The 25,954-nt window shown below is 61.9% G+C and carries 22 protein-coding genes; 10 read left to right on the top strand and 12 right to left on the bottom strand.

The genetic code is table 11. The features are described 5' to 3' along the window. The first annotated feature begins 143 nt into the window (after positions 1–143). On the top strand, positions 144–1,223 hold the full coding sequence (locus GST84_16910) for a patatin-like phospholipase family protein (GenBank protein ID XGB13921.1): 1,080 nt from the start codon (positions 144–146) through the stop codon (positions 1,221–1,223). A gap of 53 nt (positions 1,224–1,276) precedes the next feature. Next, positions 1,277–1,633: a 6-carboxytetrahydropterin synthase QueD gene (gene queD, locus GST84_16915; protein XGB13922.1), complete on the top strand. Its 357-nt coding sequence runs from the start codon at positions 1,277–1,279 to the stop codon at positions 1,631–1,633. A gap of 10 nt (positions 1,634–1,643) precedes the next feature. Here the strand turns inward: queD and GST84_16920 are convergent, their stop codons facing one another. Then, positions 1,644–2,162, bottom strand: coding sequence for a DUF1289 domain-containing protein (locus GST84_16920; GenBank protein XGB13923.1), 519 nt, complete (start codon positions 2,160–2,162; stop codon positions 1,644–1,646). 369 nt (positions 2,163–2,531) lie between these two features. Between GST84_16920 and acnB the strand changes: the two genes are divergently transcribed. Continuing rightward, on the top strand, positions 2,532–5,141 hold the full coding sequence (gene acnB / locus GST84_16925) for a bifunctional aconitate hydratase 2/2-methylisocitrate dehydratase (protein XGB15794.1): 2,610 nt from the start codon (positions 2,532–2,534) through the stop codon (positions 5,139–5,141). Between the two features lie 175 nt (positions 5,142–5,316). On the opposite strand, the gene prpD is transcribed toward acnB, so the two are convergent. From prpD to GST84_16955, 6 genes are all read right to left on the bottom strand, one after another. Further along, positions 5,317–6,801: a 2-methylcitrate dehydratase gene (gene prpD, locus GST84_16930; protein ID XGB13924.1), complete on the bottom strand. Its 1,485-nt coding sequence runs from the start codon at positions 6,799–6,801 to the stop codon at positions 5,317–5,319. Between the two features lie 171 nt (positions 6,802–6,972). Further along, positions 6,973–8,163 (bottom strand): 2-methylaconitate cis-trans isomerase PrpF, encoded by a 1,191-nt coding sequence (gene prpF, locus GST84_16935; GenBank protein ID XGB13925.1) that lies wholly within the window; start codon positions 8,161–8,163, stop codon positions 6,973–6,975. A 74-nt stretch (positions 8,164–8,237) separates the two neighbouring features. Continuing rightward, entirely contained in the window at positions 8,238–10,826 is a 2,589-nt protein-coding gene (gene acnD, locus GST84_16940; protein ID XGB15795.1) for a Fe/S-dependent 2-methylisocitrate dehydratase AcnD, read from the bottom strand. Between the two features lie 162 nt (positions 10,827–10,988). After that, complete coding sequence (prpC, locus tag GST84_16945) at positions 10,989–12,116, bottom strand: 2-methylcitrate synthase (GenBank protein XGB13926.1); 1,128 nt, start codon at positions 12,114–12,116, stop codon at positions 10,989–10,991. 60 nt (positions 12,117–12,176) lie between these two features. After that, on the bottom strand, positions 12,177–13,067 hold the full coding sequence (gene prpB / locus GST84_16950) for a methylisocitrate lyase (GenBank protein ID XGB13927.1): 891 nt from the start codon (positions 13,065–13,067) through the stop codon (positions 12,177–12,179). Next, the gene (locus tag GST84_16955) at positions 13,064–13,780 is read right to left on the bottom strand and encodes an FCD domain-containing protein (protein XGB13928.1); all 717 of its coding nucleotides are present in this window, start codon (positions 13,778–13,780) and stop codon (positions 13,064–13,066) included. The genes prpB and GST84_16955 overlap by 4 nt, the downstream gene beginning before the upstream one ends. A 306-nt stretch (positions 13,781–14,086) precedes the next feature. Here GST84_16955 and GST84_16960 point away from each other — a divergent pair, with 306 nt between their 5' ends. From GST84_16960 to GST84_16980, 5 genes are all read left to right on the top strand, one after another. Continuing rightward, complete coding sequence (locus tag GST84_16960) at positions 14,087–14,623, top strand: ATP-dependent zinc protease (GenBank protein XGB13929.1); 537 nt, start codon at positions 14,087–14,089, stop codon at positions 14,621–14,623. A 5-nt stretch (positions 14,624–14,628) separates the two neighbouring features. Further along, positions 14,629–16,164: a hypothetical protein gene (locus GST84_16965; GenBank protein ID XGB13930.1), complete on the top strand. Its 1,536-nt coding sequence runs from the start codon at positions 14,629–14,631 to the stop codon at positions 16,162–16,164. Beyond that, positions 16,164–17,144 (top strand): alpha-L-glutamate ligase-like protein, encoded by a 981-nt coding sequence (locus GST84_16970; GenBank protein XGB13931.1) that lies wholly within the window; start codon positions 16,164–16,166, stop codon positions 17,142–17,144. Before GST84_16965 ends, GST84_16970 begins: the two co-directional genes overlap by 1 nt. Positions 17,145–17,350: 206 nt before the next feature. Then, positions 17,351–18,691, top strand: coding sequence for an aminodeoxychorismate synthase component I (gene pabB, locus GST84_16975; GenBank protein XGB13932.1), 1,341 nt, complete (start codon positions 17,351–17,353; stop codon positions 18,689–18,691). A 79-nt stretch (positions 18,692–18,770) separates the two neighbouring features. Then, the gene (locus GST84_16980) at positions 18,771–19,505 is read left to right on the top strand and encodes a phosphoadenylyl-sulfate reductase (protein XGB13933.1); all 735 of its coding nucleotides are present in this window, start codon (positions 18,771–18,773) and stop codon (positions 19,503–19,505) included. A 168-nt stretch (positions 19,506–19,673) separates the two neighbouring features. Here the strand turns inward: GST84_16980 and cysB are convergent, their stop codons facing one another. The 3 genes from cysB to GST84_16995 form a co-directional block, all read right to left on the bottom strand. Then, complete coding sequence (cysB, locus tag GST84_16985; protein XGB13934.1) at positions 19,674–20,648, bottom strand: HTH-type transcriptional regulator CysB; 975 nt, start codon at positions 20,646–20,648, stop codon at positions 19,674–19,676. 128 nt (positions 20,649–20,776) lie between these two features. After that, the gene (locus GST84_16990; protein ID XGB13935.1) at positions 20,777–21,274 is read right to left on the bottom strand and encodes a universal stress protein; all 498 of its coding nucleotides are present in this window, start codon (positions 21,272–21,274) and stop codon (positions 20,777–20,779) included. 124 nt (positions 21,275–21,398) lie between these two features. Then, positions 21,399–22,346: a putative 2-dehydropantoate 2-reductase gene (locus GST84_16995; GenBank protein XGB13936.1), complete on the bottom strand. Its 948-nt coding sequence runs from the start codon at positions 22,344–22,346 to the stop codon at positions 21,399–21,401. A 231-nt stretch (positions 22,347–22,577) separates the two neighbouring features. Here GST84_16995 and GST84_17000 point away from each other — a divergent pair, with 231 nt between their 5' ends. Beyond that, on the top strand, positions 22,578–23,654 hold the full coding sequence (locus GST84_17000) for a 3-deoxy-7-phosphoheptulonate synthase (protein ID XGB13937.1): 1,077 nt from the start codon (positions 22,578–22,580) through the stop codon (positions 23,652–23,654). 69 nt (positions 23,655–23,723) lie between these two features. Here the strand turns inward: GST84_17000 and GST84_17005 are convergent, their stop codons facing one another. Then, positions 23,724–24,005 (bottom strand): GNAT family N-acetyltransferase, encoded by a 282-nt coding sequence (locus GST84_17005; GenBank protein XGB13938.1) that lies wholly within the window; start codon positions 24,003–24,005, stop codon positions 23,724–23,726. Between the two features lie 508 nt (positions 24,006–24,513). Between GST84_17005 and GST84_17010 the strand changes: the two genes are divergently transcribed. Further along, positions 24,514–24,765 (top strand): hypothetical protein, encoded by a 252-nt coding sequence (locus GST84_17010; GenBank protein ID XGB13939.1) that lies wholly within the window; start codon positions 24,514–24,516, stop codon positions 24,763–24,765. A 127-nt stretch (positions 24,766–24,892) separates the two neighbouring features. Here GST84_17010 and GST84_17015 read toward each other — a convergent pair whose 3' ends face one another. Beyond that, a complete protein-coding gene (locus GST84_17015) occupies positions 24,893–25,870 on the bottom strand; it encodes a L,D-transpeptidase family protein (GenBank protein XGB13940.1) in 978 nt (325 codons plus the stop codon). Positions 25,871–25,954 lie beyond the last annotated feature (84 nt).

A 25,954-nucleotide genomic window follows, 5' to 3' on the forward strand; every position in this document is an offset into this window, starting at 1 on the left:
GCGCAGTTACGGCGCTAGCCAGGCTCGGCAACCTTCAACGAGCGGCCTTGTGCTTCGAAAGGGCCAATACAGGCACATGCAGTTATGTTATCTGTAACGGCCCCTCGCAGCACAAGGCTGCTCCTATGCCCAAGAGACACGCCATGAGCGCCATCCACATCAAATACCCCGCCCTCACCTTCAAGGCCGGCCAGCGTGCCTTGCGACACATCCGCGAGCGCGGCCTGCAGGCGGCCGATGTCGGGGTATTGCCGGGCGCGGCGGGTGGGCCGAAGCCGCTGGGCATCCAGGGCCTTGACCTGGCGCTGTTCGGCGAGTGGCTACCCTCGGCACCCCGTCAGCGTGCCCTGATCGGCGCATCGATCGGTGCCTGGCGCTTCGCCAGCGCCTGCCTCGACGACCCGATCGCCGGCATCCGCCGCCTGGGCGAGCTGTACACCGAGCAGGATTTTGCCAAGGGCGTCACCCCGGCCGAAATCAGCCGCAGCTGCCAACGCATGCTCGATGACCTGCTGGAAGGCCGCGACGGCCAACTGCTGGCCAACCCGCACTACCGCCTGAACATTCTGGTGGTGAAAAGCCATGGCCAGCTCGCTCACGACCATCGCGGCCGCCTGGGGCTGGGCCTGGGCTCGGTGGTTGCCAGCAACCTCCTGGGCCGTTCGCGCCTGGCCCGCCACTTCGAGCGCATCATTCTGCACGATGGGCGCGCCGCCCCTCCGCTCGACACCCTGACCGACTTCCCCTCGCGCTACCTGCCGCTGGACCTGGCCAACCTGCGCCATGCCCTGCTCGCTTCCGGGTCGATACCGATGGTCATGCAGGGCGTAAAAGACATCCCCGGTGCCGGCGCCGGCACCTACCGCGACGGCGGCCTGCTCGACTACCACCTCGACCTGCCCTACCGCGGTGACGACCTGGTGCTGTACCCACACTTCACCGACAAGGTGGTCCCTGGCTGGTTCGACAAGGCCCTGCCCTGGCGCAAGGGCGATGCCACCCGCCTGCAAAACGTGCTGCTGATGACGCCTTCGCCGCAATACCTGGCCGCTCTGCCCTACGGCAAACTGCCCGACCGCAACGATTTCAAGCGCTTCATGGGCGATGCGCCAGGGCGCAAGCGCTATTGGTACAAGGCCATCGCCGAAAGCCAGCGCCTGGGTGATGAACTTCTGGAACTGACCGCCACCGGGCGGCTGCATGAACGCCTGCAAGCCTTGTAGCGGCCATGCTGGTAGACTGCGCGCATTATTGATTCACACAGAGTTATGACAGCGTGGAAATTTTCAAGGAATTCACATTCGAATCGGCCCACCGCCTGCCCCACGTCCCTGAAGGGCACAAATGCGGCCGCTTGCATGGCCACTCATTCAAGGTCGGCCTGCACCTGACCGGCCCGCTCGATCCGCACACGGGCTGGATCCGCGACTTCGCCGAGGTCAAGGCGATCTTCAAGCCGATCTATGATCAGCTGGACCACAACTACCTGAACGACATCCCCGGCCTGGAAAACCCCACCAGCGAAGTGATCGCCAAGTGGATCTGGGACCAGGTCAAGCCGCTGATGCCGGAGCTGTCCAAGGTTCGCATCCACGAAACCTGCACCAGCGGTTGCGAATACACCGGCGACTGATTCGCCCGGCTCACTGGCCTTGCGCGCTGCCCATGGCATCGCGCAGGAAGCCGGGGGCAATGTAGCGCTGGTAGTGCGCCTCTGAAAGCAGGAAGAACTCGCGATCGATCGCATCGCGCAATTGTGGCAGTTCCCAGTCACGGAACTCCGGCAGCAACGCCATGCCATAGGCCTCCAGGTCGCGGATCATCCGCGCCCCGCGGGCAATCAGCTGGTAAGCCCAGCAATATTCCGACTGCTGCTCGACAAAGCGGATGGAGCGCTGCTCCAGTTGCTGGCGCAGCAGACCTTTGTCGAACACCTCAAGCTTGGCCATCATCACCTGCACCAGCAGCTGTTCAAGGCGCAACCACACGGCGCGCTTTTGCGTGTCGTCGTAGCCGTTCCAGTTGATCACTTCGTGGTGAAAACGCTTGCAGCCACGGCACACCGTGTCTCCGTACACCGTGGAGCACAGGCCGACGCAAGGGGTCTTGATGGACTTGTTGGACATGAAAAACAACAGCTTGGCGATGGAACACAGGCCCATGTTAGCCCTTTGTCTAACCAGGGTCACTCGTTAAAGTCGCGTACACCGCCTTACCTTCGGGCTTTTTTTACCGTAGAATCACCCGGCCTTTTCAAAGGCAACAATGTCCGTTGGAAGCTGTTTTCAAAGCGTCACGAGCACAGTTGATCCGGTAGAACGGCGTTGGCCCGGGCCATGCATCCCTCGCATGCCCGCGCCAGCCCTCATCAGCCCCCGTTCTGCAGGCGTAAAACTTTGAAAGCAGCTTCTGTAAGGATTCTTTGCGACCCTGGCTGGGCGGCCCACAAAGCCGCGGCAGCGCATGGGTGCATTGAATGCTGGATAAGCGTCCCGGACCCCCTTTAGGGACCACTGATGAGGGAAATAACTGTGCTTGAAGCCTACCGCAAACACATCGAAGAGCGCGCCGCCCTGGGTATCGTTCCCCAGCCGCTTAACGCCGAACAAACTGCAGGCCTGGTCGAGCTGCTGAAAAACCCGCCGGCCGGCGAAGAAGCCTTCCTCGTAGACCTGATCACCAACCGCGTACCGCCAGGGGTCGACGAAGCTGCCTACGTCAAGGCCGCTTTCCTCTCCGCCGTCGCCAAGGGCGAAGCCAAGTCCCCACTGATCGACCGCAAGCACGCCACCGAACTGCTGGGCACCATGCAGGGCGGCTACAACATCGAAACGCTGGTCGCACTGCTGGATGACGCCGAACTGGGCGCCGTCGCGGCCGAACAGCTCAAGCACACCCTGCTGATGTTCGATGCCTTCCACGACGTGGCCGAAAAAGCCAAGGCCGGCAACGCTCACGCCAAGGCCGTCCTGGAATCCTGGGCTGCCGGCGAGTGGTTCACCTCGCGTCCGGCCATCGCCGACAAGTACACCCTGACCGTGTTCAAGGTGCCTGGCGAAACCAACACCGACGACCTGTCGCCTGCCCCGGACGCCTGGTCGCGCCCTGACATTCCGCTGCACGCCCTGGCCATGCTGAAAATGGCCCGCGACGGCATCGAACCGCAGCAGCCTGGTTCGGTCGGCCCGCTGGCCCAGATCGAAGCCGTCAAGGCCAAGGGCTTCCCGGTTGCCTATGTCGGCGACGTGGTCGGTACCGGCTCCTCGCGTAAATCCGCTACCAACTCGGTACTGTGGTTCTTCGGCGACGACATCCCGTACGTGCCGAACAAGCGCGCCGGTGGCTTCTGCTTCGGCACCAAGATCGCCCCGATCTTCTACAACACCATGGAAGACGCCGGCGCCCTGCCGATCGAATTCGACTGCACCAACCTGGGCATGGGCGACGTCATCGACGTTTACCCATACAAAGGTGAAGTACGCCGTCACGACAGCGACGAACTGGTCACCACCTTCGCGCTGAAAACCGAAGTGCTGCTGGATGAAGTCCGCGCTGGCGGCCGTATCCCGCTGATCGTCGGCCGTGGCCTGACCGAAAAAGCCCGCGCCGAGCTGGGCCTGGGTGCTTCCGACCTGTTCAAGAAACCAGAGCAGCCTGCCGATTCCGGCAAGGGCTTCACCCTGGCGCAGAAAATGGTCGGCCGTGCCTGTGGCCTGCCAGAAGGCCAGGGCGTACGCCCAGGCGCCTACTGCGAGCCAAAAATGACCACCGTCGGCTCCCAGGACACCACTGGCCCGATGACGCGCGACGAGCTGAAAGACCTGGCATGCCTGGGCTTCTCTGCTGACCTGGTCATGCAGTCGTTCTGCCACACCGCGGCCTATCCGAAGCCGATCGACGTCACCACCCACCACACCCTGCCAGACTTCATCCGCACCCGTGGCGGCGTGTCGCTGCGCCCGGGCGACGGCATCATCCACAGCTGGCTGAACCGCATGCTGATGCCTGACACCGTAGGTACCGGTGGCGACTCGCACACCCGCTTCCCGATCGGCATCTCGTTCCCGGCCGGTTCCGGCCTGGTGGCCTTCGCTGCCGCCACCGGCGTCATGCCGCTGGACATGCCAGAATCGATCCTGGTGCGCTTCAAGGGCAAACTGCAGCCAGGCATCACCCTGCGTGACCTGGTTCATGCCATCCCTTACTACGCCATCCAGCAGGGCCTGCTGACCGTCGAGAAGAAAGGCAAGAAAAACGCCTTCTCCGGCCGCATCCTGGAAATCGAAGGCCTGGACGAACTGACCGTCGAGCAAGCCTTCGAGCTGTCCGACGCCTCGGCCGAGCGTTCCGCTGCCGGTTGCACCATCAAGCTGCCGGAAAAGGCCATCGCCGAGTACCTGCAGTCCAACATCACCCTGCTGCGCTGGATGATCGGCGAAGGCTACGGCGATGCCCGCACCCTGGAGCGCCGCGCCCAGGCCATGGAAGCCTGGCTGGCCAAGCCTGAGCTGCTGTCGGCTGACGCCGATGCCGAATACGCCGAAATCATCGAAATCGACCTGGCCGACGTCAAAGAGCCTGTGCTCTGCGCGCCGAACGACCCGGACGATGCCCGCCTGCTGTCCTCGGTACAAGGCGAGAAGATCGACGAAGTGTTCATCGGTTCGTGCATGACCAACATCGGTCACTTCCGCGCGGCCGGCAAGCTGCTGGAGAAGGTCAAGGGTGGCATTCCGACCCGCCTGTGGCTGGCTCCGCCAACCAAGATGGACGCTCACCAGCTGACCGAAGAAGGCTACTACGGCATCTACGGCAAGGCCGGGGCTCGCATGGAAATGCCAGGCTGCTCGCTGTGCATGGGTAACCAGGCACGAGTGCAGACCGGTTCGACCGTGGTCTCCACCTCGACCCGTAACTTCCCGAACCGTCTGGGCGACGCTACCAACGTGTACCTGGCGTCGGCCGAACTGGCCGCTGTCGCTTCGATCATCGGCAAACTGCCGACCGTCGAAGAGTACATGCAGTATGCGAAAGACATCGACAGCATGGCTGCCGACGTTTACCGCTACCTGAGCTTCGACCAGATCGCCGAGTTCCGCGAAGCGGCAGCCAACGCCAAGATCCCGGTGGTCCAGGCGTAAGCTGAGTTACAGGTTGTAAGCAAAGCCCCGGCAGCGATGCCGGGGCTTTGTTGTTTGGGCCTGTGCCGGCCATTTCGCGGCTAAAGCCGCTCCCACAGGGCTCCCACGGTGTTCCAGACCTGCGCATGCCCTTGTAGGAGCGGCTTTAGCCGCGAAGCGGCCGGCACAGGCCACCTCATATCACAAACAAATCCACGAACCTGTGCACCGCCATGCCTTCCAGTTTCTGCTGGTCCTTGCACAGTTCGAAAATCTGCTGACACCGCTGCCGCGCAAAGCGGGTCGCCAGGTTGGCCCTGAACTTGGCCTCCAGCAACGGTATACCCTCCGCGCGCCGCCGGCGATGCCCGATCGGGTATTCCACCACCACTTGTTCGGTGCTGCTGCCATCCTTGAAGAACACCTGAAGTGCGTTGGCGATCGAGCGCTTGTCCGGCTCCAGGTACTCACGACTGAAGCGCGGGTCTTCCACCACCTCCATCTTCTCGCGCAGGCGGTCGATACTGGGGTGATTGGCATGGAAGGCGTCCTCATAATGCTCGGCCACCAGATGGCCAAAGATCAGCGGCACGGCCACCATGTACTGCAGACAGTGGTCACGGTCGGCGGCATTGGCCAGCGGGCCGCTCTTGGAAATGATGCGGATCGCTGATTCCTGGGTGGTGATGACGATGCGGTCGACTTCATGCAGACGGTTACGCACAAGTGGGTGCAGGGTGACTGCTGCCTCACAGGCGGTCTGGGCATGGAACTCGGCAGGGAAACTGACCTTGAACAGCACGTTTTCCATCACATAGCTGCCCAACGCCTGGGGCAGACGCAACTCGTACTGCCCGGCGGGCTTGAGCGCCAGGTCTTTGTTGGTATGGCTGAACGAAACATCGTAGAACCCCCACTGCGAAGCCGTGAGCACGCCCGGCACGCCCATTTCCCCACGCAAGGCGATGTCAGCCAGACGCACACCTCGGCTGGAAGCGTCACCGGCGGCCCAGGACTTGCGCGAACCGGCGTTGGGCGCGTGGCGATAGGTACGAAGGGCCTGGCCGTCGACGAAGGCATGGGACAAGGCCGAGAGCATCTGCTCACGATTAGCCCCCATCAGCCTGGCGCACACGGCGGTCGAGGCGACCTTCACCAGAATCACATGATCGAGGCCGACGCGATTGAAGGCGTTTTCCAGCGCCAGCACGCCCTGGATTTCATGCGCCATGACCATGGCCTCAAGCACGTCACGCATCGGCAGCGGCTTTTCACCCGCAGCAAGACGCTTCTGTGACAGGTGGTCAGCCACTGCCAGGATACCGCCGAGGTTGTCCGAGGGATGAGCCCATTCGGCGGCCAGCCAGGTATCGTTGTAGTCCAGCCAGCGCACCGTGCAGCCAATGTCCCAGGCGGCCTTGACCGGATCGAGGCAATAAGAGGTGCCGGGGACGCGAGCACCATTCGGGACCAGCGTGCCTTCCACCTGAGGACCAAGGAGCTTGGTGCACTCAGGGAAGCGCAAGGCGAGAAGGCCACAACCGAGGGTGTCCATCAGGCAGTTGCGCGCGGTGTCCAGGGCCTCGCGGGATTCGACCCGGTAGCCGAGGGCGTAATCGGCCAGGGTTTGTAGCACCCGGTCGTAATCCGGGCGGTCGTTGAGGTCTACGTTGGCGCTCATATCCAGCTCCCTTCAGAATTGCCGGGGCTGCTGTGCAGCCCTTCGCGGGCTTGCCCGCTCCCACAGGTTGACCACGGCATTCAGAACCTGTGGTTACCCTGTGGGAACGGGCAAGCCCGCGAAGGGCCGCTTGGCGGCCCCAACGAACTAAAGCCGAGCGCCAGTGGTGCGTTAGAAGCTGTCGCCAGGCACGCGAACCCAGCCCTCCATCAGCACGCGAGCACTGCGGCTCATGATTGCCTTGGTTACCGTCCACTCACCATTCACCTGGCGCGCCTCGGCCCCGACCCGCAGGGTGCCCGAAGGATGACCGAAACGCACAGCGCTGCGCTCGCCCCCGCCAGCGGCGAGGTTGACCAGCGTGCCCGGAATGGCCGCCGCGGTGCCAATTGCCACCGCAGCCGTACCCATCATGGCATGGTGCAGCTTGCCCATCGACAAGGCCCGCACCAGCAGGTCGATATCACCGGCCTGCACCGCCTTGCCACTGGACGCAGTGTAGGTGCTCGGCGGTGCGACGAACGCCACTTTCGGCGTGTGCTGACGCCCGGCAGCCTGGTCGACGTTGTCGATAAGCCCCATGCGCACGGCGCCATAGGCGCGGATGGTCTCGAAACGAAGCAACGCCTGCGGGTCGCCGTTGATGGCGTCCTGTAGTTCGCTACCGGTGTAACCGATATCGGCAGCATTGACAAAAATGGTCGGGATACCGGCATTGATCAAGGTAGCCTTGAACGTGCCGACCCCCGGGACTTCCAGGTCATCGACCAGCTTGCCGGTGGGGAACATGGCACCGCCACCGCCGTCTTCATCGGCTGCAGGGTCGAGAAACTCCAGCTGCACCTCGGCCGCCGGGAAGGTGACCCCGTCCAGCTCGAAGTCACCGGTTTCCTGCACTTCACCTTCAGTGATCGGGACGTGGGCGATGATGGTCTTGCCGATATTCGCCTGCCAGATACGCACCGTGGCGATACCGTTGCGTGGAATACGCGCCGGGTCGACCAGGCCACTGCTGATGGCAAACGAACCGACCGCAGCGGACAGGTTGCCGCAGTTGCCACTCCAATCGACGAAGGCCTTGTCGATGCTGACCTGGCCGAACAGGTAGTCGACATCGTGTTCGGGCTTGATGCTTTGCGACAGGATCACGGTCTTGCTGGTGCTCGACGTGGCGCCGCCCATGCCGTCGATCTGCTTGCCGTAAGGGTCGGGGCTACCGATTACCCGCAACAGCAGCGCATCGCGGGCAGGACCTGGAATTTGCGCCTGCTCGGGCAGGTCCTGCAGGCGGAAGAACACGCCTTTGCTGGTGCCGCCGCGGATGTAGGTGGCGGGGATTTTCACTTGCGGTACATGTGCCATGTTCAATTCCTGTCTTGCACAGCCTCTGTAGGCGCGGGTTTGACCGCGCCTACACAGGACCGCGCTGCTCTTGGTTAGGCGGTCGCTTCGAGGAAGTCCTGGGCAAAGCGCTGCAGCACCCCACCCGCTTCGTAGATCGACACTTCCTCGGCGGTGTCCAGACGGCAGGTCACCGGCACCTCCAGGCGCTCGCCATTGGCGCGGGTAACCACCAGGGTCAGGGTCGCCCGTGGCGTACGCGCACCCAGCACGTCATAGGTCTCGCTGCCATCCAGCCCCAGGGTCTTGCGGTCGGTGCCCGGTTTGAACTCCAGCGGCAGCACGCCCATGCCTACCAGGTTGGTGCGGTGAATGCGCTCGAAGCCTTCGGCGACAATTGCCTCGACACCCGCCAGGCGCACGCCCTTGGCCGCCCAGTCGCGCGACGAGCCCTGGCCATAGTCGGCACCCGCAACGATGATCAGCGGCTGCTTGCGCTGCATGTAAGTCTCGATCGCCTCCCACATGCGGGTAACCTTGCCTTCCGGCTCGATACGCGCCAGCGAGCCCTGCTTCACGCTGCCATCGTCGTTGCGCACCATTTCGTTGAACAGTTTGGGGTTGGCGAAGGTGGCGCGCTGGGCCGTCAGGTGGTCACCCCGGTGAGTGGCGTAGGAGTTGAAGTCCTCTTCCGGCAGGCCCATTTTCGCCAGGTATTCACCGGCGGCGCTGTCGAGCATGATGGCGTTGGACGGCGACAGGTGGTCGGTGGTGATGTTGTCTGGCAGCACCGCCAGCGGGCGCATGCCACGCAACGTGCGTTCGCCGGCCAGGGCGCCTTCCCAGTATGGCGGGCGACGAATGTAGGTGCTCATCGGGCGCCACTCGTACAGCGGCGCCACCTTCGGCCCACGGTCTTCCTCGATGGCGAACATCGGGATGTACACCTTGCGGAACTGCTCCGGCTTGACCGCTGCACGCACCACGGCATCGATCTCTTCATCACTGGGCCAGATATCCTTCAGGCGGATTTCCTTGCCATCGACCACGCCCAGCACATCCTTCTCGATGTCGAAGCGGATGGTGCCGGCAATGGCATAGGCGACCACCAGTGGTGGGGAGGCGAGGAAGGCCTGCTTGGCATACGGGTGGATACGCCCGTCGAAGTTGCGGTTACCCGACAGCACGGCGGTGGCATACAGGTCGCGGTCGATGATTTCTTGCTGAATCACCGGGTCCAGGGCACCGGACATGCCGTTGCAGGTGGTGCAGGCGAAGGCGACGATGCCGAAACCGAGTTGCTCCAGCTCTTTTTCCAGGCCGGCTTCTTCCAGATACAGTTGCACGGCCTTGGAGCCTGGCGCCAGCGACGACTTGACCCACGGCTTGCGGGCCAGGCCCAGCCTGTTGGCATTTCGTGCAATCAGGCCTGCAGCGATCACGTTGCGCGGGTTGCTGGTGTTGGTGCAGCTGGTGATGGCGGCGATGATCACCGCACCATCAGGCATTTGTCCCGGCACCTCTTCCCAGTTGCCGGCAATGCCCTTGGCGGCCAGGTCGCTGGTGGCGACACGGGCGTGCGGGTTGGACGGGCCGGCCATGTTGCGCACCACGCTCGACAGGTCGAAGCTGAGGGTGCGCTCATAGACGGCAGCGCCCAGGCTGTCGGCCCACAGGCCGGTGGCCTTGGCGTAGGTTTCCACCAGTTTGACCTGCTGCTCTTCACGGCCAGTCAGGCGCAAATAGTCGATGGTCTGCTGGTCGATGGCGAACATCGCCGCAGTGGCGCCGTATTCCGGGGCCATGTTGGAAATGGTGGCGCGGTCGCCCAAGGTCAGGGCACGTGCACCCTCACCATGGAACTCCAGGTAAGCACCGACCACTTTCTGCTTGCGCAGGAACTCGGTCAGGGCCAAGACCAGGTCAGTGGCGGTGATGTTCGGGGCCAGTTTGCCAGTCAGCTCGACGCCGACGATTTCCGGCAAACGCATCCAGGAGGCGCGGCCGAGCATCACGTTTTCGGCTTCCAGGCCGCCTACGCCGATGGCGATCACACCCAGTGCATCGACATGCGGCGTGTGGCTGTCGGTGCCGACGCAGGTGTCCGGGTAGGCGACGCCGTGGTCACTGTGGACCACCGGTGACATCTTCTCCAGGTTGATCTGGTGCATGATGCCGTTGCCCGGCTGGATCACGTCGACGTTCTTGAACGCCTTCTTGGTCCAGTTGATGAAGTGGAAGCGGTCTTCGTTGCGGCGGTCTTCGATGGCGCGGTTCTTCTCGAAGGCCTGCGGGTCGTAACCACCGCACTCGACGGCCAGCGAGTGGTCGACGATCAGTTGCACCGGCACCACCGGGTTGACCTGGGCCGGGTCGCCGCCTTTGTCGGCAATGGCGTCACGCAGGCCGGCAAGGTCGACCAACGCAGTCTGACCGAGGATGTCATGGCACACCACGCGGGCCGGGAACCACGGGAAGTCGAGATCGCGCTTGCGCTCGATCAGCTGGCTCAGCGAGGCATCGAGCGTAGCGGGGTCGCAGCGGCGCACCAGGTTCTCGGCGAGCACGCGTGACGTGTATGGCAAGCCGTCGTAGGCGCCGGGCTTGATCGCCTCGACCGCCGCGCGGGCATCAAAGTAGTCCAGGTCGGTGCCTGGCAGGTGCTTGCGGTATGCAGTGTTCATCATGGAATCAGGCTCGGTCACAGGAATCGGAAGGTTTCACCGTACCTGTGGGAGCAGGCGTGCACGCGAATGCGTCAGCAGGTGCAATAGGGTTGCCCGGTCGGGCGCATTCGCGGGCACGCCCGCTCCCACAAGGGAAACGGGCTGCCTCTCTGTAGCTATTCAGCGCTGCTCGATCGGCACGAACTGGCGCTGCTCGACGCCGACATACTCGGCGCTCGGGCGGATGATGCGGTTGTTGGCGCGTTGCTCGAAGACGTGCGCCGCCCAGCCGGTCAGCCGCGAGCAAACGAAGATCGGGGTGAACAGCTTGGTCGGAATGCCCATGAAGTGGTACGCCGAGGCATGATAGAAGTCGGCGTTGGGGAACAGGCGCTTCTGCTCCCACATGGTCTTGTCGATGGCTTCGGAAACCGGGTACAGCACTTTGTCACCCACTTCGTCAGCCAGCTGTTTCGACCAGCCCTTGATCACCTCGTTGCGCGGGTCGGACTCTTTGTAGATGGCATGGCCAAAGCCCATGATCTTGTCTTTGCGCTCGAGCATGCGCAGCAGCTCGGCGGTGGCTTCCTGCGGGCTCTGGAAGCGTTCGATCAGTTCCATCGCTGCCTCGTTGGCACCGCCGTGCAGCGGTCCACGCAGCGAGCCGATGGCTGCGGTAACGCAGGAGTACAAGTCAGACAGGGTCGAGGCACAGACACGGGCAGTGAAGGTCGAGGCGTTGAATTCGTGTTCAGCGTAGAGAATCAACGACACGTTCATGACCTTGACGTGCAGCTCGCTCGGCTTCTTGCCGTGCAGCAGGTGCAGGAAATGACCACCCAGGGTGTCTTCATCACTGGTGCAGTCGATGCGCACGCCATGGTGGGTAAAGCGGTACCAGTAGCACATCACGGCCGGGAACAGCGCCAGCAGGCGATCAGTCTTGTCGCGCTGGGCTTCGAAGGTCAGCTCTGGCTCAAGGGTGCCCATTACCGAGCAACCGGTACGCATGACGTCCATCGGGTGGGCATCGCGCGGGATGCGCTCAAGCACTTCCTTCAAGGCTTGCGGCAGGTCACGCAGGCCCTTGAGCTTGTGCTTGTAGTCGGCCAGCTCGGCCTGGGTTGGCAGCTCGCCGTACAACAGCAGGTAGGCGACTTCTTCGAACTCGGCACCGGCGGCCAGGTCGCGCACATCATAACCACGGTAAGTCAGCCCGGCACCGGCCTGGCCCACGGTCGACAGTGCAGTCTGGCCGGCCACCTGGCCACGCAGGCCTGCGCCACTGAGTACTTTTGCTTCGGCCATGGTGTTTCTCCTTTCTTGAATTTGTTATGGATGCTTTCTGGCTAATTCGGGCGCTGGCGCTTAGCCCTTCTTCTGGGCAAACAGTGCATCGAGGCTCTGCTCGAAGGCGTGATAACCAATGGCATCGTAGAGCTCCATGCGGGTCTGCATGGTGTCGATCACATTCTTCTGTGTGCCGTCACGGCGCAGCGCGGTGTACACGTTCTCGGCCGCCTTGTTCATGGCACGGAACGCCGACAGCGGATACAGCACCAACGACACGTCGACCGAGGCCAGCTCTTCGGTTGTGTATAGCGGCGTGGCACCGAACTCGGTGATGTTGGCCAGGATCGGTGCCTTCACCCGATCAGCGAAAGTCTTGTACATCTGCAGTTCGGTGATGGCTTCCGGGAAGATCATGTCGGCACCAGCCTCGACGCACGCCTCGGCACGGTCCAGGGCGGCGTTCAGGCCTTCGACGGCCAGCGCGTCGGTACGCGCCATGATCACGAAGCTGTCATCGCTGCGGGCATCGACGGCAGCTTTGATACGGTCGACCATTTCCTGCTGGCTGACAATTTCCTTGTTGGGACGGTGGCCACAACGCTTGGCGCCAACCTGGTCCTCGATATGGATGGCGGCAGCGCCGAACTTGCTCATGGAGCGCACGGTACGGGCAACGTTGAAGGCCGAAGCACCGAAGCCGGTGTCGACATCCACCAGCAGCGGCAAGTCGCACACGTCGGTGATACGACGCACGTCGGTGAGCACGTCGTCCAGGCCAGTGATGCCCAGGTCTGGCAAACCCAGGGAGCCGGCGGCCACGCCACCACCAGACAGGTAGATGGCCTTGAAGCCGGCACGCTTGGCCAGCAACGCATGGTTGGCGTTGATGGCGCCAACCACCTGCAGCGGATGTTCAGCGGCAACGGCGTCACGGAAACGCTGACCGGGGGTGCTCTTGACTGTCATTTCTCACCTCGTGTGCTGTTGTTGTGGGCGTCCAGGTAGTGACGCTCGATATTGCGCTTGGACGCGCCGATGTGGCGACGCATCAGGAGTTCGGCCAGTTCGCCGTCACGGTCGGCGATGGCATCAAGAATGCGATGGTGCTCGGCAAAGGCCTGGCGTGGCCGGTTGGGCGTGGCGGAGAACTGGATACGGTACATGCGCACCAGTTGATACAGTTCGCCGCAGAGCATCTTGACCAGGGTCTGGTTGCCGCTACCCTGAATAATCCGGTAATGGAAGTCGTAGTCGCCTTCCTGCTGGTAGTAGCCCAGGCCGGCCTGGAACGCGGCATCGCGCTCATGGGTGTCGAGCACCCGGCGCAGTTCGTCGATGTCGGCCTGGCTCATGCGTTCGGCGGCCAGGCGGCAGGCCATGCCTTCGAGCGACTCGCGGATTTCGTACAGCTCGATCAGCTCGGCGTGGTTGAGCGATACCACCCGCGCGCCCACATGCGGCACACGCACCAGCAGGCGCTGGCCTTCAAGGCGGTGGATAGCCTCGCGAAGCGGCCCGCGGCTGATGCCATAAGTGCGCGCCAGTTCCGGCTCGGAGATCTTGCTGCCGGGGGCGATCTCACCCTTGACAATGGCCGCCTGGATGCGCCGGAAGACGTTTTCGGAGAGGGTTTCCGTTTCGTCTGTCAGCACCGGGCCGGGGGTGGAAAGGTCCTGCATATTGTCGACACCTTTTAAAACTCTTCGGCAAAAACTAGCCAATCGAGACCAGCAAGTCAAAGACAAAATGTAAATTGTCGACAATCGTCTAATCGCGAACTAACACCACTTCAACGCTGTCAGATCGCGCACCGCTGGCGTCAAGACGTCGGCGTGATAGAATGCCGCGCCTCCGATGGGGTATGGATAGCCTGTCTGTCATGCATTCATGCTTGCTGACAGATAAACGAGGAAGCTTGCGCAGTAATTGCCAGTCACCTTGACCTGAACCTTGCCTAGAACCTTGCAATGCACCGCGCCAGGAATATGAGACTTACACCCGTTTTATTGCTGCTGTGCCTCACCCTGCTGCCGGCCCTTGGCCAGGCTGCGGGCAAGACCGTGTATGGTCTCAACGAATACGCGCATCTGGGCGACCTGGACCTGGAAGTGGCCGCCAAGCTCGACACCGGTGCCAAGACCGCGTCGCTCAGTGCCCGCGACATCAAGCGGTTCAAGCGCAATGGCGAAAGCTGGGTACGCTTCTACCTCGCCATCGATGCGGCCCATTCGCACCCGATCGAACGCCCACTGGCACGCGTCAGCAAGATCAAGCGCCGAGCCGGCGACTATGATGCCGAATCGGGCAAGGCGTACACGGCCCGCCCGGTCATCGAACTCGAAATCTGCATGGGCCAGGCCAGGCGCACCATCGAAGTCAACCTCACCGACCGCAGCGCCTTCCAGTTCCCGCTGCTGATCGGCTCCGAGGCGCTCAAGCACTTCGATGCACTGGTTGACCCAAGCCTTAAATACGCGGCCGGCAAACCTGCCTGTGCCACCGACGCTCCCAAAGCAGAGTAATCCCGATGCGCTCTCTTACCCTCCATCTGAAAGTCCTGATCACCGTGCTGGTGCTATTGGGCGTGGCGGTCACGGCTTATCAGATCTTCGTGCTCGGCATCCCGGTGACCGAGGACGAAACCGACGACCTGTGGAACATCGACGCCAAGGTCGAGTTCGTGGCCAACAGCAAGGACCCGGTCAAGGTGCAGATGTTCGTGCCACCGCTGAACCGCGACTATGTCAGCCTCAACGAGAGCTTCATCTCCAACAACTACGGGGTGAGCATCAACCGTGCCGACGGCAACCGCAAGGTTACCTGGTCGGCACGTCGTGCCAGCGGCAACCAGACCCTCTACTACCGCCTGGTACTGACCAAACGCTATAGCAGCGAGAAGACCAAGGTCAAAGGCCCGACTTTCCGCGACAGCCTGGCCGTCGAAGGCCCCGAAAAGATCGCCGCCGAAGCCCTGATGGCGCCTATACGTCAGCACTCGGCCGACGTCGAGACCTTCGTCAGCGAGACCATCAAACGGGTCAACAACCTCAACGACGACAACGTCAAGCTGCTGCTGGCCGGCGACACTTCGGCGATGAAGAAGGCCCAGGTCATCGACCTGCTGCTGTCGATCGCCCACGTGCCGATGGAGAAAGTGCACACCATCCGCCTGCTGGCCGACACCCCGCAAACCCCGGAGCTGTGGCTGCGCAGCTTCAACGGCGACGACTGGCTGTACTTCAACCCGGACACCGGTGAGCAAGGCCTGCCGAGCGACCGCCTGCTGTGGTGGACCGGTGACGACAACCTCATTACCGTCGATGGCGGCAAGAAGGCCAACGTCACCTTCAGCATGAACAACAGCGAGATGAACGCCATCCGCCTGGCCAAGCTGACCGACGAGAACACCGACGCCGACTTCCTCGAATACTCGTTGTACGGCCTGCCGCTGCAAACCCAGCAAACCTTCATGATCATGGTCATGATCCCGATCGGCGTGCTGGTGATTCTGGTGCTGCGCAACCTGATCGGCATCCAGACACTGGGCACATTCACCCCGGTGCTGATCGCCCTGGCGTTCCGCGAAACCCAGCTGGGCTTCGGTATTGTGCTGTTCACAGTGATCACTGCCCTGGGCCTGTCGCTGCGCTCGTATCTGGAACACCTCAAGCTGCAGATGCTGCCACGCCTGTCGGTGGTATTGACCTTTGTCGTGGTGCTGATTGCCGCCATCAGTCTGTTCAGCCACAAGCTGGGCCTTGAACGCGGGCTGTCGGTAGCGCTGTTCCCGATGGTGATCCTGACCATGACCATCGAACGCCTGTCGATCACCTGGGAAGAGCGTGGTGGCGGCCATGCCATGAAAGTGGCCATCGGCACCCTGTTCGCAGCATCCCTGGCACACCTGCTGATGATGGTGCCGGAACTGGTGTACTTCGTGTTCACCTTCCCGGCGGTGCTGCTGATCCTGGTGGGCTTCATGCTGGCGATGGGCCGCTATCGCGGCTACCGCCTGACCGAGCTCGTGCGCTTCAAAGCCTTCCTGAATAAGGCTGACTCCTGATGTTTGGTCTGATCAAGACGTGGAAAGCCCTGGAGGCCCGGGGCATCATGGGGATCAACCGACGTAACGCGGACTACGTGCTGAAGTACAACAAGCGCAGCCTGTACCCGATCGTCGACGACAAGATCATCACCAAGGAGCGCGCACTGGCAGCCGGCATCCATGTGCCGGAAATGTACGGCATCATCGAGACTGAAAAAGAGATCGAGAAGCTCGACCAGATCATTGGCGGGCGCAGCGATTTCGTCATCAAGCCGGCGCAAGGCGCCGGCGGTGATGGCATTCTGGTAATCGCCGACCGCTTCGAGGACCGCTACCGCACGGTGTCGGGCAAGATCATCAGCCACGAGGAAATCGAGCACCAGATTTCCAGCATCCTCACCGGGCTTTACTCCCTCGGCGGGCACCGCGACCGCGCGCTGATCGAGTACCGCGTGACCCCGGACCAGATATTCAAGAGCATCAGTTACGAAGGCGTGCCGGACATCCGCATCATCGTGCTGATGGGCTACCCGGTGATGGCCATGCTGCGCCTGCCGACTCGCCAGTCCGGCGGCAAGGCCAACCTGCACCAGGGCGCCATCGGCGTGGGTGTCGACCTGGCCACCGGCGTGACCCTGCGCGGCACCTGGCTGAACAACATCATCAGCAAGCACCCGGACACCACCAACGCGGTCGACAGCGTACAACTGCCGAACTGGGACGGTTTCATGAAGCTGGCCGCTGGCTGCTATGAACTGTGTGGCCTGGGCTATATCGGCGTGGATATGGTGCTTGACCAGGACAAGGGCCCGCTGATTCTGGAGCTCAACGCCCGCCCGGGGCTGAACATCCAGATCGCCAACGATTGCGGCCTGACGCAGCGCACCCATGCCATCGAGGCGCACATCGAAGCACTGGCCAAGGACGGTGTGACCGAAGACGCCGAACAGCGGGTGCGGGTAGCACAGGGTCTGTTCGGGCATGTGCCTAACCGCTGAAATACAGGGCTGCTTTGCAGCCCATCGCAGCACAAGGTAGCGCCTGCAAGCACTGCACCGGGTTCAAGCGCTTCGCTCGACCTGCAGGCGCTACCTTGTGCTGCGTACGGGCCAAACACAATGTTGAATGTCGTACCCAGCGCTAGGCGCTTTTCCTGCACAGGTCTACAATCGCCCTCCTCGCTTTTACATCGCCGTCCATACTGATGCCGACCTGCACGCTACACCCCCTGCCCTACCAGCCCGACCCTGCCGCCTATTTCGCCCACCTGCGCCAGGCACCCGGTGCGATCCTGCTCGACAGCGCCCGCCCCGGCGCCGAGCGCGGTCGTTTCGACCTGATAAGCGCTTGGCCGCTGCAACACCTGAAGGCGCAGCCCGATGAAGATGGCCGCGCCTTCCTCCAGCGCCTGCGCGCTGGCCTGGCACAACTGGGCCACGCCAACTTGCCCAACGGTGTAGAACTGCCCTTCGCCGGCGGCCTGATCGGCTACCTGAGCTACGACTTCGGCCGCCGCCTGGAACACCTGCCAAGCCTGGCCGTGGACGACCTCGGCCTGCCTGACGCACAACTGGGGCTGTATGCCTGGGCACTGGTCAGTGATCATCTGCTTGGCACCAGCCAGCTGGTGTTCCATCCGAGCCTGGCAGGTGACGAACGCGAACGCCTGATCAGCCTGTTCCAGAATACCAGCGCCACCACCGGCGACTTTCGGCTGCTCGCACCGATGGTCGGCGACCTGGAGCCCGAGCAGTACAAAACAGCGTTCGACCAGGTACAACGCTACATTCAGGCCGGTGACTGCTACCAGATCAACCTCACCCAACGCTTTCGCGCGCCCTGCCAAGGCGATCCATGGCGGGCTTACCAGGCCCTGCGCCAAGCCTGCCCGACACCCTTCTCCGGCTACCAGCAACTGGCCGACGGCAGTACCCTGCTGAGCTTTTCGCCCGAGCGCTTCATCCGCGTCAGCCAAGGCCAGGTGGAAACCCGGCCGATCAAAGGCACCCGCCCACGCGCCAGCGACCCGGCTGAAGACGAGCGTAATGCCCAAGAGCTGCTGCACAGCCCGAAGGACCGTTCGGAAAACCTGATGATCGTCGACCTGCTGCGCAACGACCTGGGGCGCACGTGTGAGATCGGCTCAGTGAAGGTGCCGGAACTGTTCAGCCTGGAGAGTTACCCCAACGTGCACCATCTGGTCAGCAGCATCACCGGTCAGCTGGCCAGCGACAAGGATGCGCTGGACCTGATCGGTGACAGCTTCCCGGGCGGCTCGATCACCGGCGCACCGAAAATTCGCGCCATGCAGATCATCGACGAACTGGAACCATCGCGCCGCGCACTGTACTGCGGCTCGCTGCTGTATGTGGATGTACGCGGCGAGATGGACAGTTCGATCGCCATTCGCAGCTTGCTGATCAAAGATGGCCAGGTCAGTTGCTGGGGCGGCGGCGCGGTGGTAGCCGACTCGCAATGGCAGGCCGAGTATGAAGAGTCGATAGCCAAAGTGCGGGTGCTGATGCAGACCCTGCAGGGCTTGTGAGCCCTTCCAGACCGCATTTTTTTGTTACCATCCCCCTACTACGAGCGCACAGCGCCACAGCCAAGATGGAAACCGCCTGATGAGCCAACCCTTCGACGTCGCCGCCCTCGCCGCGACCTATGCCAACAAGTCCCCGCAGGACATTCTCAAGCTTGCCTTCGAGCACTTCGGTGATGACTTGTGGATTTCCTTCAGCGGCGCCGAGGATGTGGTGCTGGTCGACATGGCCTGGAAGCTGAACAAGCAGGTAAAGGTATTCAGCCTCGACACTGGGCGCCTGCACCCGGAGACCTACCGGTTCATCGACCAGGTACGCGAACAGTACAACCTGCCGATCGAGATCCTAAGCCCAGACCGCGCCAAGCTCGACCCTTTCGTCAAGGAAAAGGGCCTGTTCAGCTTCTACAAGGACGGCCATGGTGAGTGCTGCGGCATTCGCAAGATCGAGCCACTGCGACGCAAGCTGGCCACCGTCAGCGCCTGGGCCACCGGCCAGCGCCGCGACCAAAGCCCGGGCACCCGCAGCCAGGTGGCGGCACTGGAGATCGACAGCGCCTTCTCCACGCCTGAGCGCACGCTGTACAAGTTCAACCCGCTGGCACAGATGAGCAGTGAAGAGGTATGGGGTTATATCCGCATGCTCGAGCTACCGTACAACAGCCTGCACGAGCGCGGTTTCATCAGCATTGGCTGCGAGCCGTGCACCCGCCCGGTGCTGCCGAACCAGCATGAGCGTGAAGGCCGCTGGTGGTGGGAGGAGTCGACGCAGAAGGAATGCGGGTTGCATGCGGGCAACCTGATCAGCAAGGCTTGAGCTAGTCCTGGCGGTCTGTAGGAGCGGGTTTACCCGCGAAGAAGACACCGCGGTGGATGGCAGGGGCTTCGCCCGTATTCGCGGGCAAGCCCGCTCCCACAGAGATCGCGCCAGCTTTTAGAAATTGAGGTAGGCAGTTACTCCCAAAGCGGCCCCATCATTCCCGAATCAGTGCACCGGCAGCTCGACGCCTTCGAACAATTCTTCCAGCTCTTGCTTGTTATGGCACTGAATGGCCTTGGCCATCACTTCACGGGTCAGGTGCGGGGCAAACTTCTCGATGAAGTCGCACATGAAGCCACGCAGGAAGGTACCGCGACGGAAGCCGATCTTGGTGATACTGGCTTCGAACAGCTCACTGGCATCCAGCGCCACCAAATCACTGTCGAGCTTGGCATCCACAGCCATGCCGGCAACGATACCCACGCCCAGCCCCAGGCGTACATAAGTCTTGATCACGTCGGCGTCAGCCGCGGTGAAGACTACCTTTGGCGTGAGGCCGCGGTGATTGAAAGCCTCATCCAGCTTCGAGCGCCCGGTGAAGCCGAACACGTAGGTGACAATCGGGTATTCGGCGACTGCTTCCAGGGTCAATTTCGGCAGCTTGGCCAGCGGGTGGCCTTGTGGCACCACGACGCAACGGTTCCACTTGTAGCACGGCATCATGATCAGGTCGCCAAACAGCTCCAGCGCCTCGGTAGCGATGGCGAAGTCGACCGTACCGTCCGCAGCCATCTCGGCAATCTGCATGGGCGAACCCTGGTGCATGTGCAGGGACACTTCCGGATACTGCTTGATGAAGCTGCTGATAACCGGCGGCAACGCATAGCGCGCCTGGGTGTGGGTGGTGGCGATGGACAGTGTGCCCTTCTTCTCGTTGGAGAATTCCTGGGCAATCTGCTTGATGCTCTCGACCTTGCGCAGGATTTCGCCTGCGGTATTGATGATGCGCTCACCGGCCGGGGTAACGCGGGTCAAATGCTTGCCGCTGCGGGCAAAGACTTCAACACCCAACTCGTCTTCGAGCAGGCGGATCTGCTTGCTGATCCCTGGCTGGGAGGTATACAGGCTCTGCGCCGTCGCGGAGACGTTGAGGTCATGGTGCGCCACTTCCCAGATGTAGCGCAGTTGTTGAAGCTTCATAGGTTTCCCTCGGTTCAGCGATGAGTCCGCAGCAGCAGGCAGCGACGATATATAACTATATTAGTGGTTTCTGAAATAAATCTAGAACTATTTTGTTACATGCCCACGGAAACGGCCTACACCTATCTTCATGCCTTCCTACGCCCTAGATGCTGCGCCAAGGGCACCATGTACACGGGCACCGGCGACAGCTGCAGCAGCCGCACCGCCGTGCGCCCCAGCGGTACATCCACCCCGGCACCCGCACTGTGGCTACCGAATATCAACAGGTCGACACTTAGCCGCTGGGCCTGGTCGAGAATCACCTGTGCCGGGTCACCCTGCCGCACCCGCACGGCCTTGATCACCGCCAGGTCAGCCTCTTCGCCCAACTCGTCACGAAAGTTTTCCAGCACACGCTGCTCTATGTTCGCCATCACGGTATTCACCCCCTGGCTGTGCAACTGGTCGAGCGTCTGCTCATCGAGGTAACTTTGCAGGAGGGATTCGGCGAACTGGCCCATCGGCTCTACCGCGTGTATTACATACAACTCGGCACTGAACGTGCGCGCCAGGGCCAGCGCGTGTTGCATCACGAAAGGGGCGTAGACACCGAGGTCGGTGGCGTACAGCATGGAGCGGATCATTCGACCTCCTCGACTGCCGCAGCGGCAGAGCAAGCTTCAGCTTAGCAGCGTGCCGGACGCTCGCTTTGCCGTCCGGCGCGCTGCTGCCGTGGGCTGCAGGGCCCCGCCGAAGCCTCCACCACCTTCAGGCAGGCCGGTTGCTGCGGTCTATGAAACTCAGCGCCTGGCACAGCATCTCAACGCGCGGCAGGCTGCAGCCTGCCGCCCGTGCGCGTGCCAGCGGCTCGGCATAGATGGCCCCCAGCTCCAACGGGCGTTTGTGGGTGTGGTCGTGATACATGCTCGGCCAGTAGTCGGGCATGCGCTCAGTCACCTGGAACAAGTGCTCGGCATAGCCCTCGGGCAGCACATGGCCACAAGCTGCCGCGCCCTGCACCACCTCGGCCATCAAGGCCTGTATCAACGCGCGGGTATTGCTGTCGGCCATCAGTGGTGTGGTGCTGGCCCCCAGCAGCACCGACAGCCCGTTGTAAGGCACGTTCCACACCAGCTTCTGCCAGCGCGCCAAGGCCAGGTTCGGCATGGCCTGCGAGTCGATCCCCGCCGCCCGGAACAACCCAGCGCCCTCATTCACCAGCGCGACCCCGCAATCGCTGGCCGGCCCGCTGTGATACCCCAGATTGACCGCACCCAAAGCCTGGTGACGGATGACACCTGGTGCCTCGCGGTTGACGCAGATGAAGCACAGGCCGCCGAGCAGGTGCATGTCGCTACGCAAGGCTGGACGCAACTGCTCCTCTACCCCCAGGCCGTTCTGCAACAGCACCACCTTGGCGCCGGGCGCAGCGGCCTGGACGATCAACGGTGCCAACTGCTCGTTGCTGGTGGCCTTGGCCCCGATCAGGAGCCAGTCACAGGGCGGCATGTCGGCGGCACTGGCATAAGCCGGCACCCTCATCTGCAGTGCGCCATGCACGGCACTGTCCAGGCTCAGCCCTTGTTCACAAACGGCCTGATACTCGCTGCGCAGCAGAAAATGCACATCGAAACCGGCCCGGGCCAGCATCAACCCATAAAAGCCACCGATGGCGCCACTGCCGATGATGCCGATGCGAGGGGTGTGCGAATGCATGCCAATCTCCAGGTATATAGTCAGCTCTCTTTTTACACAGGTTACGTAGCGCTGGGCAGTCCATTCCCGCGCAACACCCTTGCTCAGGTAAAAACCCCACAATGACTGGGCTAAGCCCATTGTCGTGCCATCTGTAACGCGCTAAGGTTCGGCTCCCCGCTGCGATTATTCTTGCTGCTGGGCCGCACGGGGATAGTTGGCGGCCGGCACCGTGACCTGACGAGTAACACGATGGCTGATTTACCGATCGATGACTTGAACGTTGCCTCCAACGAGACCCTGATCACCCCTGATCAGCTCAAGAAGGAAATCCCCCTCAGCGCCAAGGCCCTGCAGACCGTGACTGCCGGCCGTGAAGTGGTGCGCAATATTCTCGACGGCAAGGACCATCGCCTGTTTGTCGTGATCGGCCCTTGCTCCATCCACGACATCAAGGCTGCCCACGAATACGCCGAGCGCCTGAAAGTGCTGGCCGAAGAAGTGTCCGATACGCTGTACCTGGTCATGCGCGTGTACTTCGAAAAACCGCGTACCACCGTCGGCTGGAAAGGCCTGATCAACGACCCGTACCTGGATGACTCGTTCAAGATCCAGGACGGCCTGCACATCGGCCGCAAGCTGCTGCTGGACCTGGCCGAAATGGGCCTGCCGACCGCCACCGAAGCGCTCGACCCGATTTCCCCGCAGTACCTGCAAGACCTGATCAGCTGGTCGGCCATCGGCGCCCGCACCACCGAATCGCAAACACACCGCGAGATGGCATCGGGCCTGTCCTCGGCGGTGGGTTTCAAAAACGGCACCGACGGCGGCTTGACCGTTGCCATCAATGCCCTGCAGTCGGTGTCCAAGCCGCACCGCTTCCTGGGCATCAACCAGGAAGGCGGCGTGTCGATCGTCACCACCAAGGGCAACCCATACGGCCACGTGGTACTGCGCGGCGGCAATGGCAAGCCGAACTACGACTCGGTCAGCGTCGCCCTGTGCGAACAGGACCTGGCCAAGGCCAAGATCAAGGCCAACATCATGGTCGACTGCAGCCATGCCAACTCCAACAAGGACCCGGCCTTGCAACCGCTGGTGATGGAGAACGTCGCCAACCAGATCCTCGAAGGCAACCAGTCGATCATCGGCCTGATGGTCGAAAGCCACCTGAACTGGGGTTGCCAGTCGATTCCGAAAAACCTCGACGAGTTGCAGTACGGGGTGTCGATCACGGACGCCTGCATCGACTGGGCGGCTACCGAGAAAACCCTGCGCAGCATGCATGCCAAGCTCAAGGATGTGCTGCCGAAGCGTAAGCGCAGCTAAATATTGCGCGAACAAAAACGCCGGGCATTGCCCGGCGTTTTTTGTTGTGCCTGGCGCCCAGTCGTCAGCTCAAGCCTTGCTCGAATGCCGCTGTTGGCGCTCCATGTAACGCTCCACATACGAGCAAGACGGGATCACCGTGTAACCCATCTGCTCGGCGTACTCCAGGGCGCGCTCGGTCAGCGCGGCAGCAATCCCGCGGCCGCGCAGGGCGTTGGGCACGAAGGTGCGATAGATGTCCAGCGTCTGCTTGCCCAGATCCATGTACGTCAGATAGGCACGATGACCGTCCACGTTGGTCTCGAACTGATGACCGGCCTGGTCATGGTGGATGGTCAGCGCTTCGCTCATCACTACTCCTCGCAGGTCTTCTCGGCAGACCCTTACCTTAACCGATGGTGGTTTATCCGGCACAGAATCCTCTACGCCACCTGTTTCCGCTTCGACCATTGGACGATTGTAATCGCCTGGATCCTCTGACGCTCACAAGATAGTAGGCACCGCAAGCGGGATTGCTCAAGGTGGTGGCGGTTAAAAATGATCAAAACGCCGCCCGGCGTGACTTTCCCAAGCCAGCCCAACAGCCACCGGATGCTCTAGCGCTTAAGACGCTGATCGACAGTTAAAGTCACCCTTAGTTCAACAAAAAAGTTCCTGCACTACAACCGCTTGCGAAGCCTGCACATTTTTTTCACAGACACGTCGCAAATCTTGTCGGCGCGGGGTCAAGCAACATTTTTTTTGCAGTTCTTGCGCTCTGTCAGTTTACTTACTACAAGTAATGGGTACTATGTACGCCGGCCAGTTTCTCTTTCCTGAGAGATGGCTCTTTAATAGAAAGTCCTTGAAGGGGAACACGATGAACAACGTTCTGAAATTCTCTGCTCTGGCTCTGGCCGCAGTTCTGGCTACCGGTTGCAGCAGCGTATCCAAAGAAACCGAAGCTCGTCTGACTGCGACTGAAGACGCAGCAGCTCGCGCTCAAGCTCGTGCTGACGAAGCCTACCGTAAGGCTGACGACGCAATGGCAGCCGCTCAGAAGGCTCAGCAGACCGCTGACGAAGCCAACGAGCGCGCTCTGCGTATGCTGGACAAAGCCAGCCGCAAGTAATAATCCTCACGGATTGTTAAGAAGCCGACCCACTTGTGGGTCGGCTTTTTTATTGCCTTTGAAACCGAAAATGCGGCCAGCAGGTACGAAAAGGCCTGCACTAAGGCAGGCCTGGGTCGAATTTACCTTACTGCAGTTCGGGCGGAATGCTCGTAACCATCGGTGCGCCGCCCTGGTTTTCCACCGGCACGGCAATTTCTACCGGCATACCATCTTCTGCGGCCACCACGTCACGCACCATGTCCCAGTTCATGCGTAGGTTATTGGCCAGGTCTTCGCGCTTGAGCAAGGTATTGATAACGGCGGTGTGTTTGTCGACAACTGACGGGTTACCCTGGTCATCCAGCGGCGTGTGTGCCTCAAGATAGACCTTGCCGCCACTGATACCGAACTTGTAAGGCTCGTTGATGATGCGCACCGGAGTCCCCACCGGCACCATCTTCGACAGTTCAAGCACGTTATTGTTGAACATGCGGAAGCAGCCGTGACTGGTGCGCATGCCAATGCCGAACTTCTTGTTCGAACCATGGATCAGGTAGCCTGGCACGCCCAAGGTGAACTTGAACGGCCCCAGCGGGTTGTCCGGGCCAGCCGGCACCACAGTCGGCAGGATGTCACCGTCCGCTGCGTGCTCTTTGCGAATCGAAGCGGGCGGCGTCCAGGTCGGGTTCGGCGTCTTGGCGGTGATCTTGGTGTTGGCAATCGGCGACCCCCACCCCTCGCGACCAATCCCCAGCGGGAAGGTGTACACCACGCTCTGCCCCTTAGGGAAGTAGTACAAACGGTACTCGGCCAGATTGATGACGATGCCTTCGCGCGGGCCCGGCGGCAGGACGAAACGGGTCGGCAGGATGATCTCGGTGCCAGCGCCCGGCAGCCAAGGGTCTACGCCCGGGTTGGCGGCGATCATTTCCAGGTAGCCGAGGTCGTTTGCGGTGCCGATATCGGCGAACGTGTCCTCGTACTTTGCCTTGATCACATGCACCTGGCCGACGATGTCTTCACCGGGCGGTGGCAGTGGCAGCTCCAGCGCAGCAGCGGGGCCCGCTACCAACAGGGCGGCCAGGGACAGGCTACGGGTGACTGCAGGAAAGCGCGGCAACATCCGGTAAATCCTTCGAAAGGTGGGTCAAGAGAATCGATTGTACACCCGCGCCGATGCAAGCGGGAGGCATTGGCACGTTGCAAA

Source organism: Pseudomonas putida, from assembly GCA_041879295.1.
Classification (GTDB): Bacteria; Pseudomonadota; Gammaproteobacteria; order Pseudomonadales; family Pseudomonadaceae; genus Aquipseudomonas; species Aquipseudomonas putida_Y.

Bases quoted from the DNA above. Each gene is read 5' to 3' on its own strand.
- GST84_16910 (XGB13921.1), top strand. From the start codon at position 144: ATGAGCGCCATCCACATCAAATACCCCGCCCTCACCTTCAAGGCCGGC.
- GST84_16920 (XGB13923.1), bottom strand. From the start codon at position 2,162: ATGGGCCTGTGTTCCATCGCCAAGCTGTTGTTTTTCATGTCCAACAAG.
- prpD (XGB13924.1), bottom strand. From the start codon at position 6,801: ATGAGCGCCAACGTAGACCTCAACGACCGCCCGGATTACGACCGGGTG.
- prpF (XGB13925.1), bottom strand. From the start codon at position 8,163: ATGGCACATGTACCGCAAGTGAAAATCCCCGCCACCTACATCCGCGGC.
- acnD (XGB15795.1), bottom strand. From the start codon at position 10,826: ATGAACACTGCATACCGCAAGCACCTGCCAGGCACCGACCTGGACTAC.
- prpC (XGB13926.1), bottom strand. From the start codon at position 12,116: ATGGCCGAAGCAAAAGTACTCAGTGGCGCAGGCCTGCGTGGCCAGGTG.
- prpB (XGB13927.1), bottom strand. From the start codon at position 13,067: ATGACAGTCAAGAGCACCCCCGGTCAGCGTTTCCGTGACGCCGTTGCC.
- GST84_16955 (XGB13928.1), bottom strand. From the start codon at position 13,780: ATGCAGGACCTTTCCACCCCCGGCCCGGTGCTGACAGACGAAACGGAA.
- GST84_16960 (XGB13929.1), top strand. From the start codon at position 14,087: ATGAGACTTACACCCGTTTTATTGCTGCTGTGCCTCACCCTGCTGCCG.
- GST84_16965 (XGB13930.1), top strand. From the start codon at position 14,629: ATGCGCTCTCTTACCCTCCATCTGAAAGTCCTGATCACCGTGCTGGTG.
- GST84_16970 (XGB13931.1), top strand. From the start codon at position 16,164: ATGTTTGGTCTGATCAAGACGTGGAAAGCCCTGGAGGCCCGGGGCATC.
- pabB (XGB13932.1), top strand. From the start codon at position 17,351: ATGCCGACCTGCACGCTACACCCCCTGCCCTACCAGCCCGACCCTGCC.
- GST84_16980 (XGB13933.1), top strand. From the start codon at position 18,771: ATGAGCCAACCCTTCGACGTCGCCGCCCTCGCCGCGACCTATGCCAAC.
- cysB (XGB13934.1), bottom strand. From the start codon at position 20,648: ATGAAGCTTCAACAACTGCGCTACATCTGGGAAGTGGCGCACCATGAC.
- GST84_16990 (XGB13935.1), bottom strand. From the start codon at position 21,274: ATGATCCGCTCCATGCTGTACGCCACCGACCTCGGTGTCTACGCCCCT.
- GST84_16995 (XGB13936.1), bottom strand. From the start codon at position 22,346: ATGCATTCGCACACCCCTCGCATCGGCATCATCGGCAGTGGCGCCATC.
- GST84_17000 (XGB13937.1), top strand. From the start codon at position 22,578: ATGGCTGATTTACCGATCGATGACTTGAACGTTGCCTCCAACGAGACC.
- GST84_17005 (XGB13938.1), bottom strand. From the start codon at position 24,005: ATGAGCGAAGCGCTGACCATCCACCATGACCAGGCCGGTCATCAGTTC.
- GST84_17010 (XGB13939.1), top strand. From the start codon at position 24,514: ATGAACAACGTTCTGAAATTCTCTGCTCTGGCTCTGGCCGCAGTTCTG.
- GST84_17015 (XGB13940.1), bottom strand. From the start codon at position 25,870: ATGTTGCCGCGCTTTCCTGCAGTCACCCGTAGCCTGTCCCTGGCCGCC.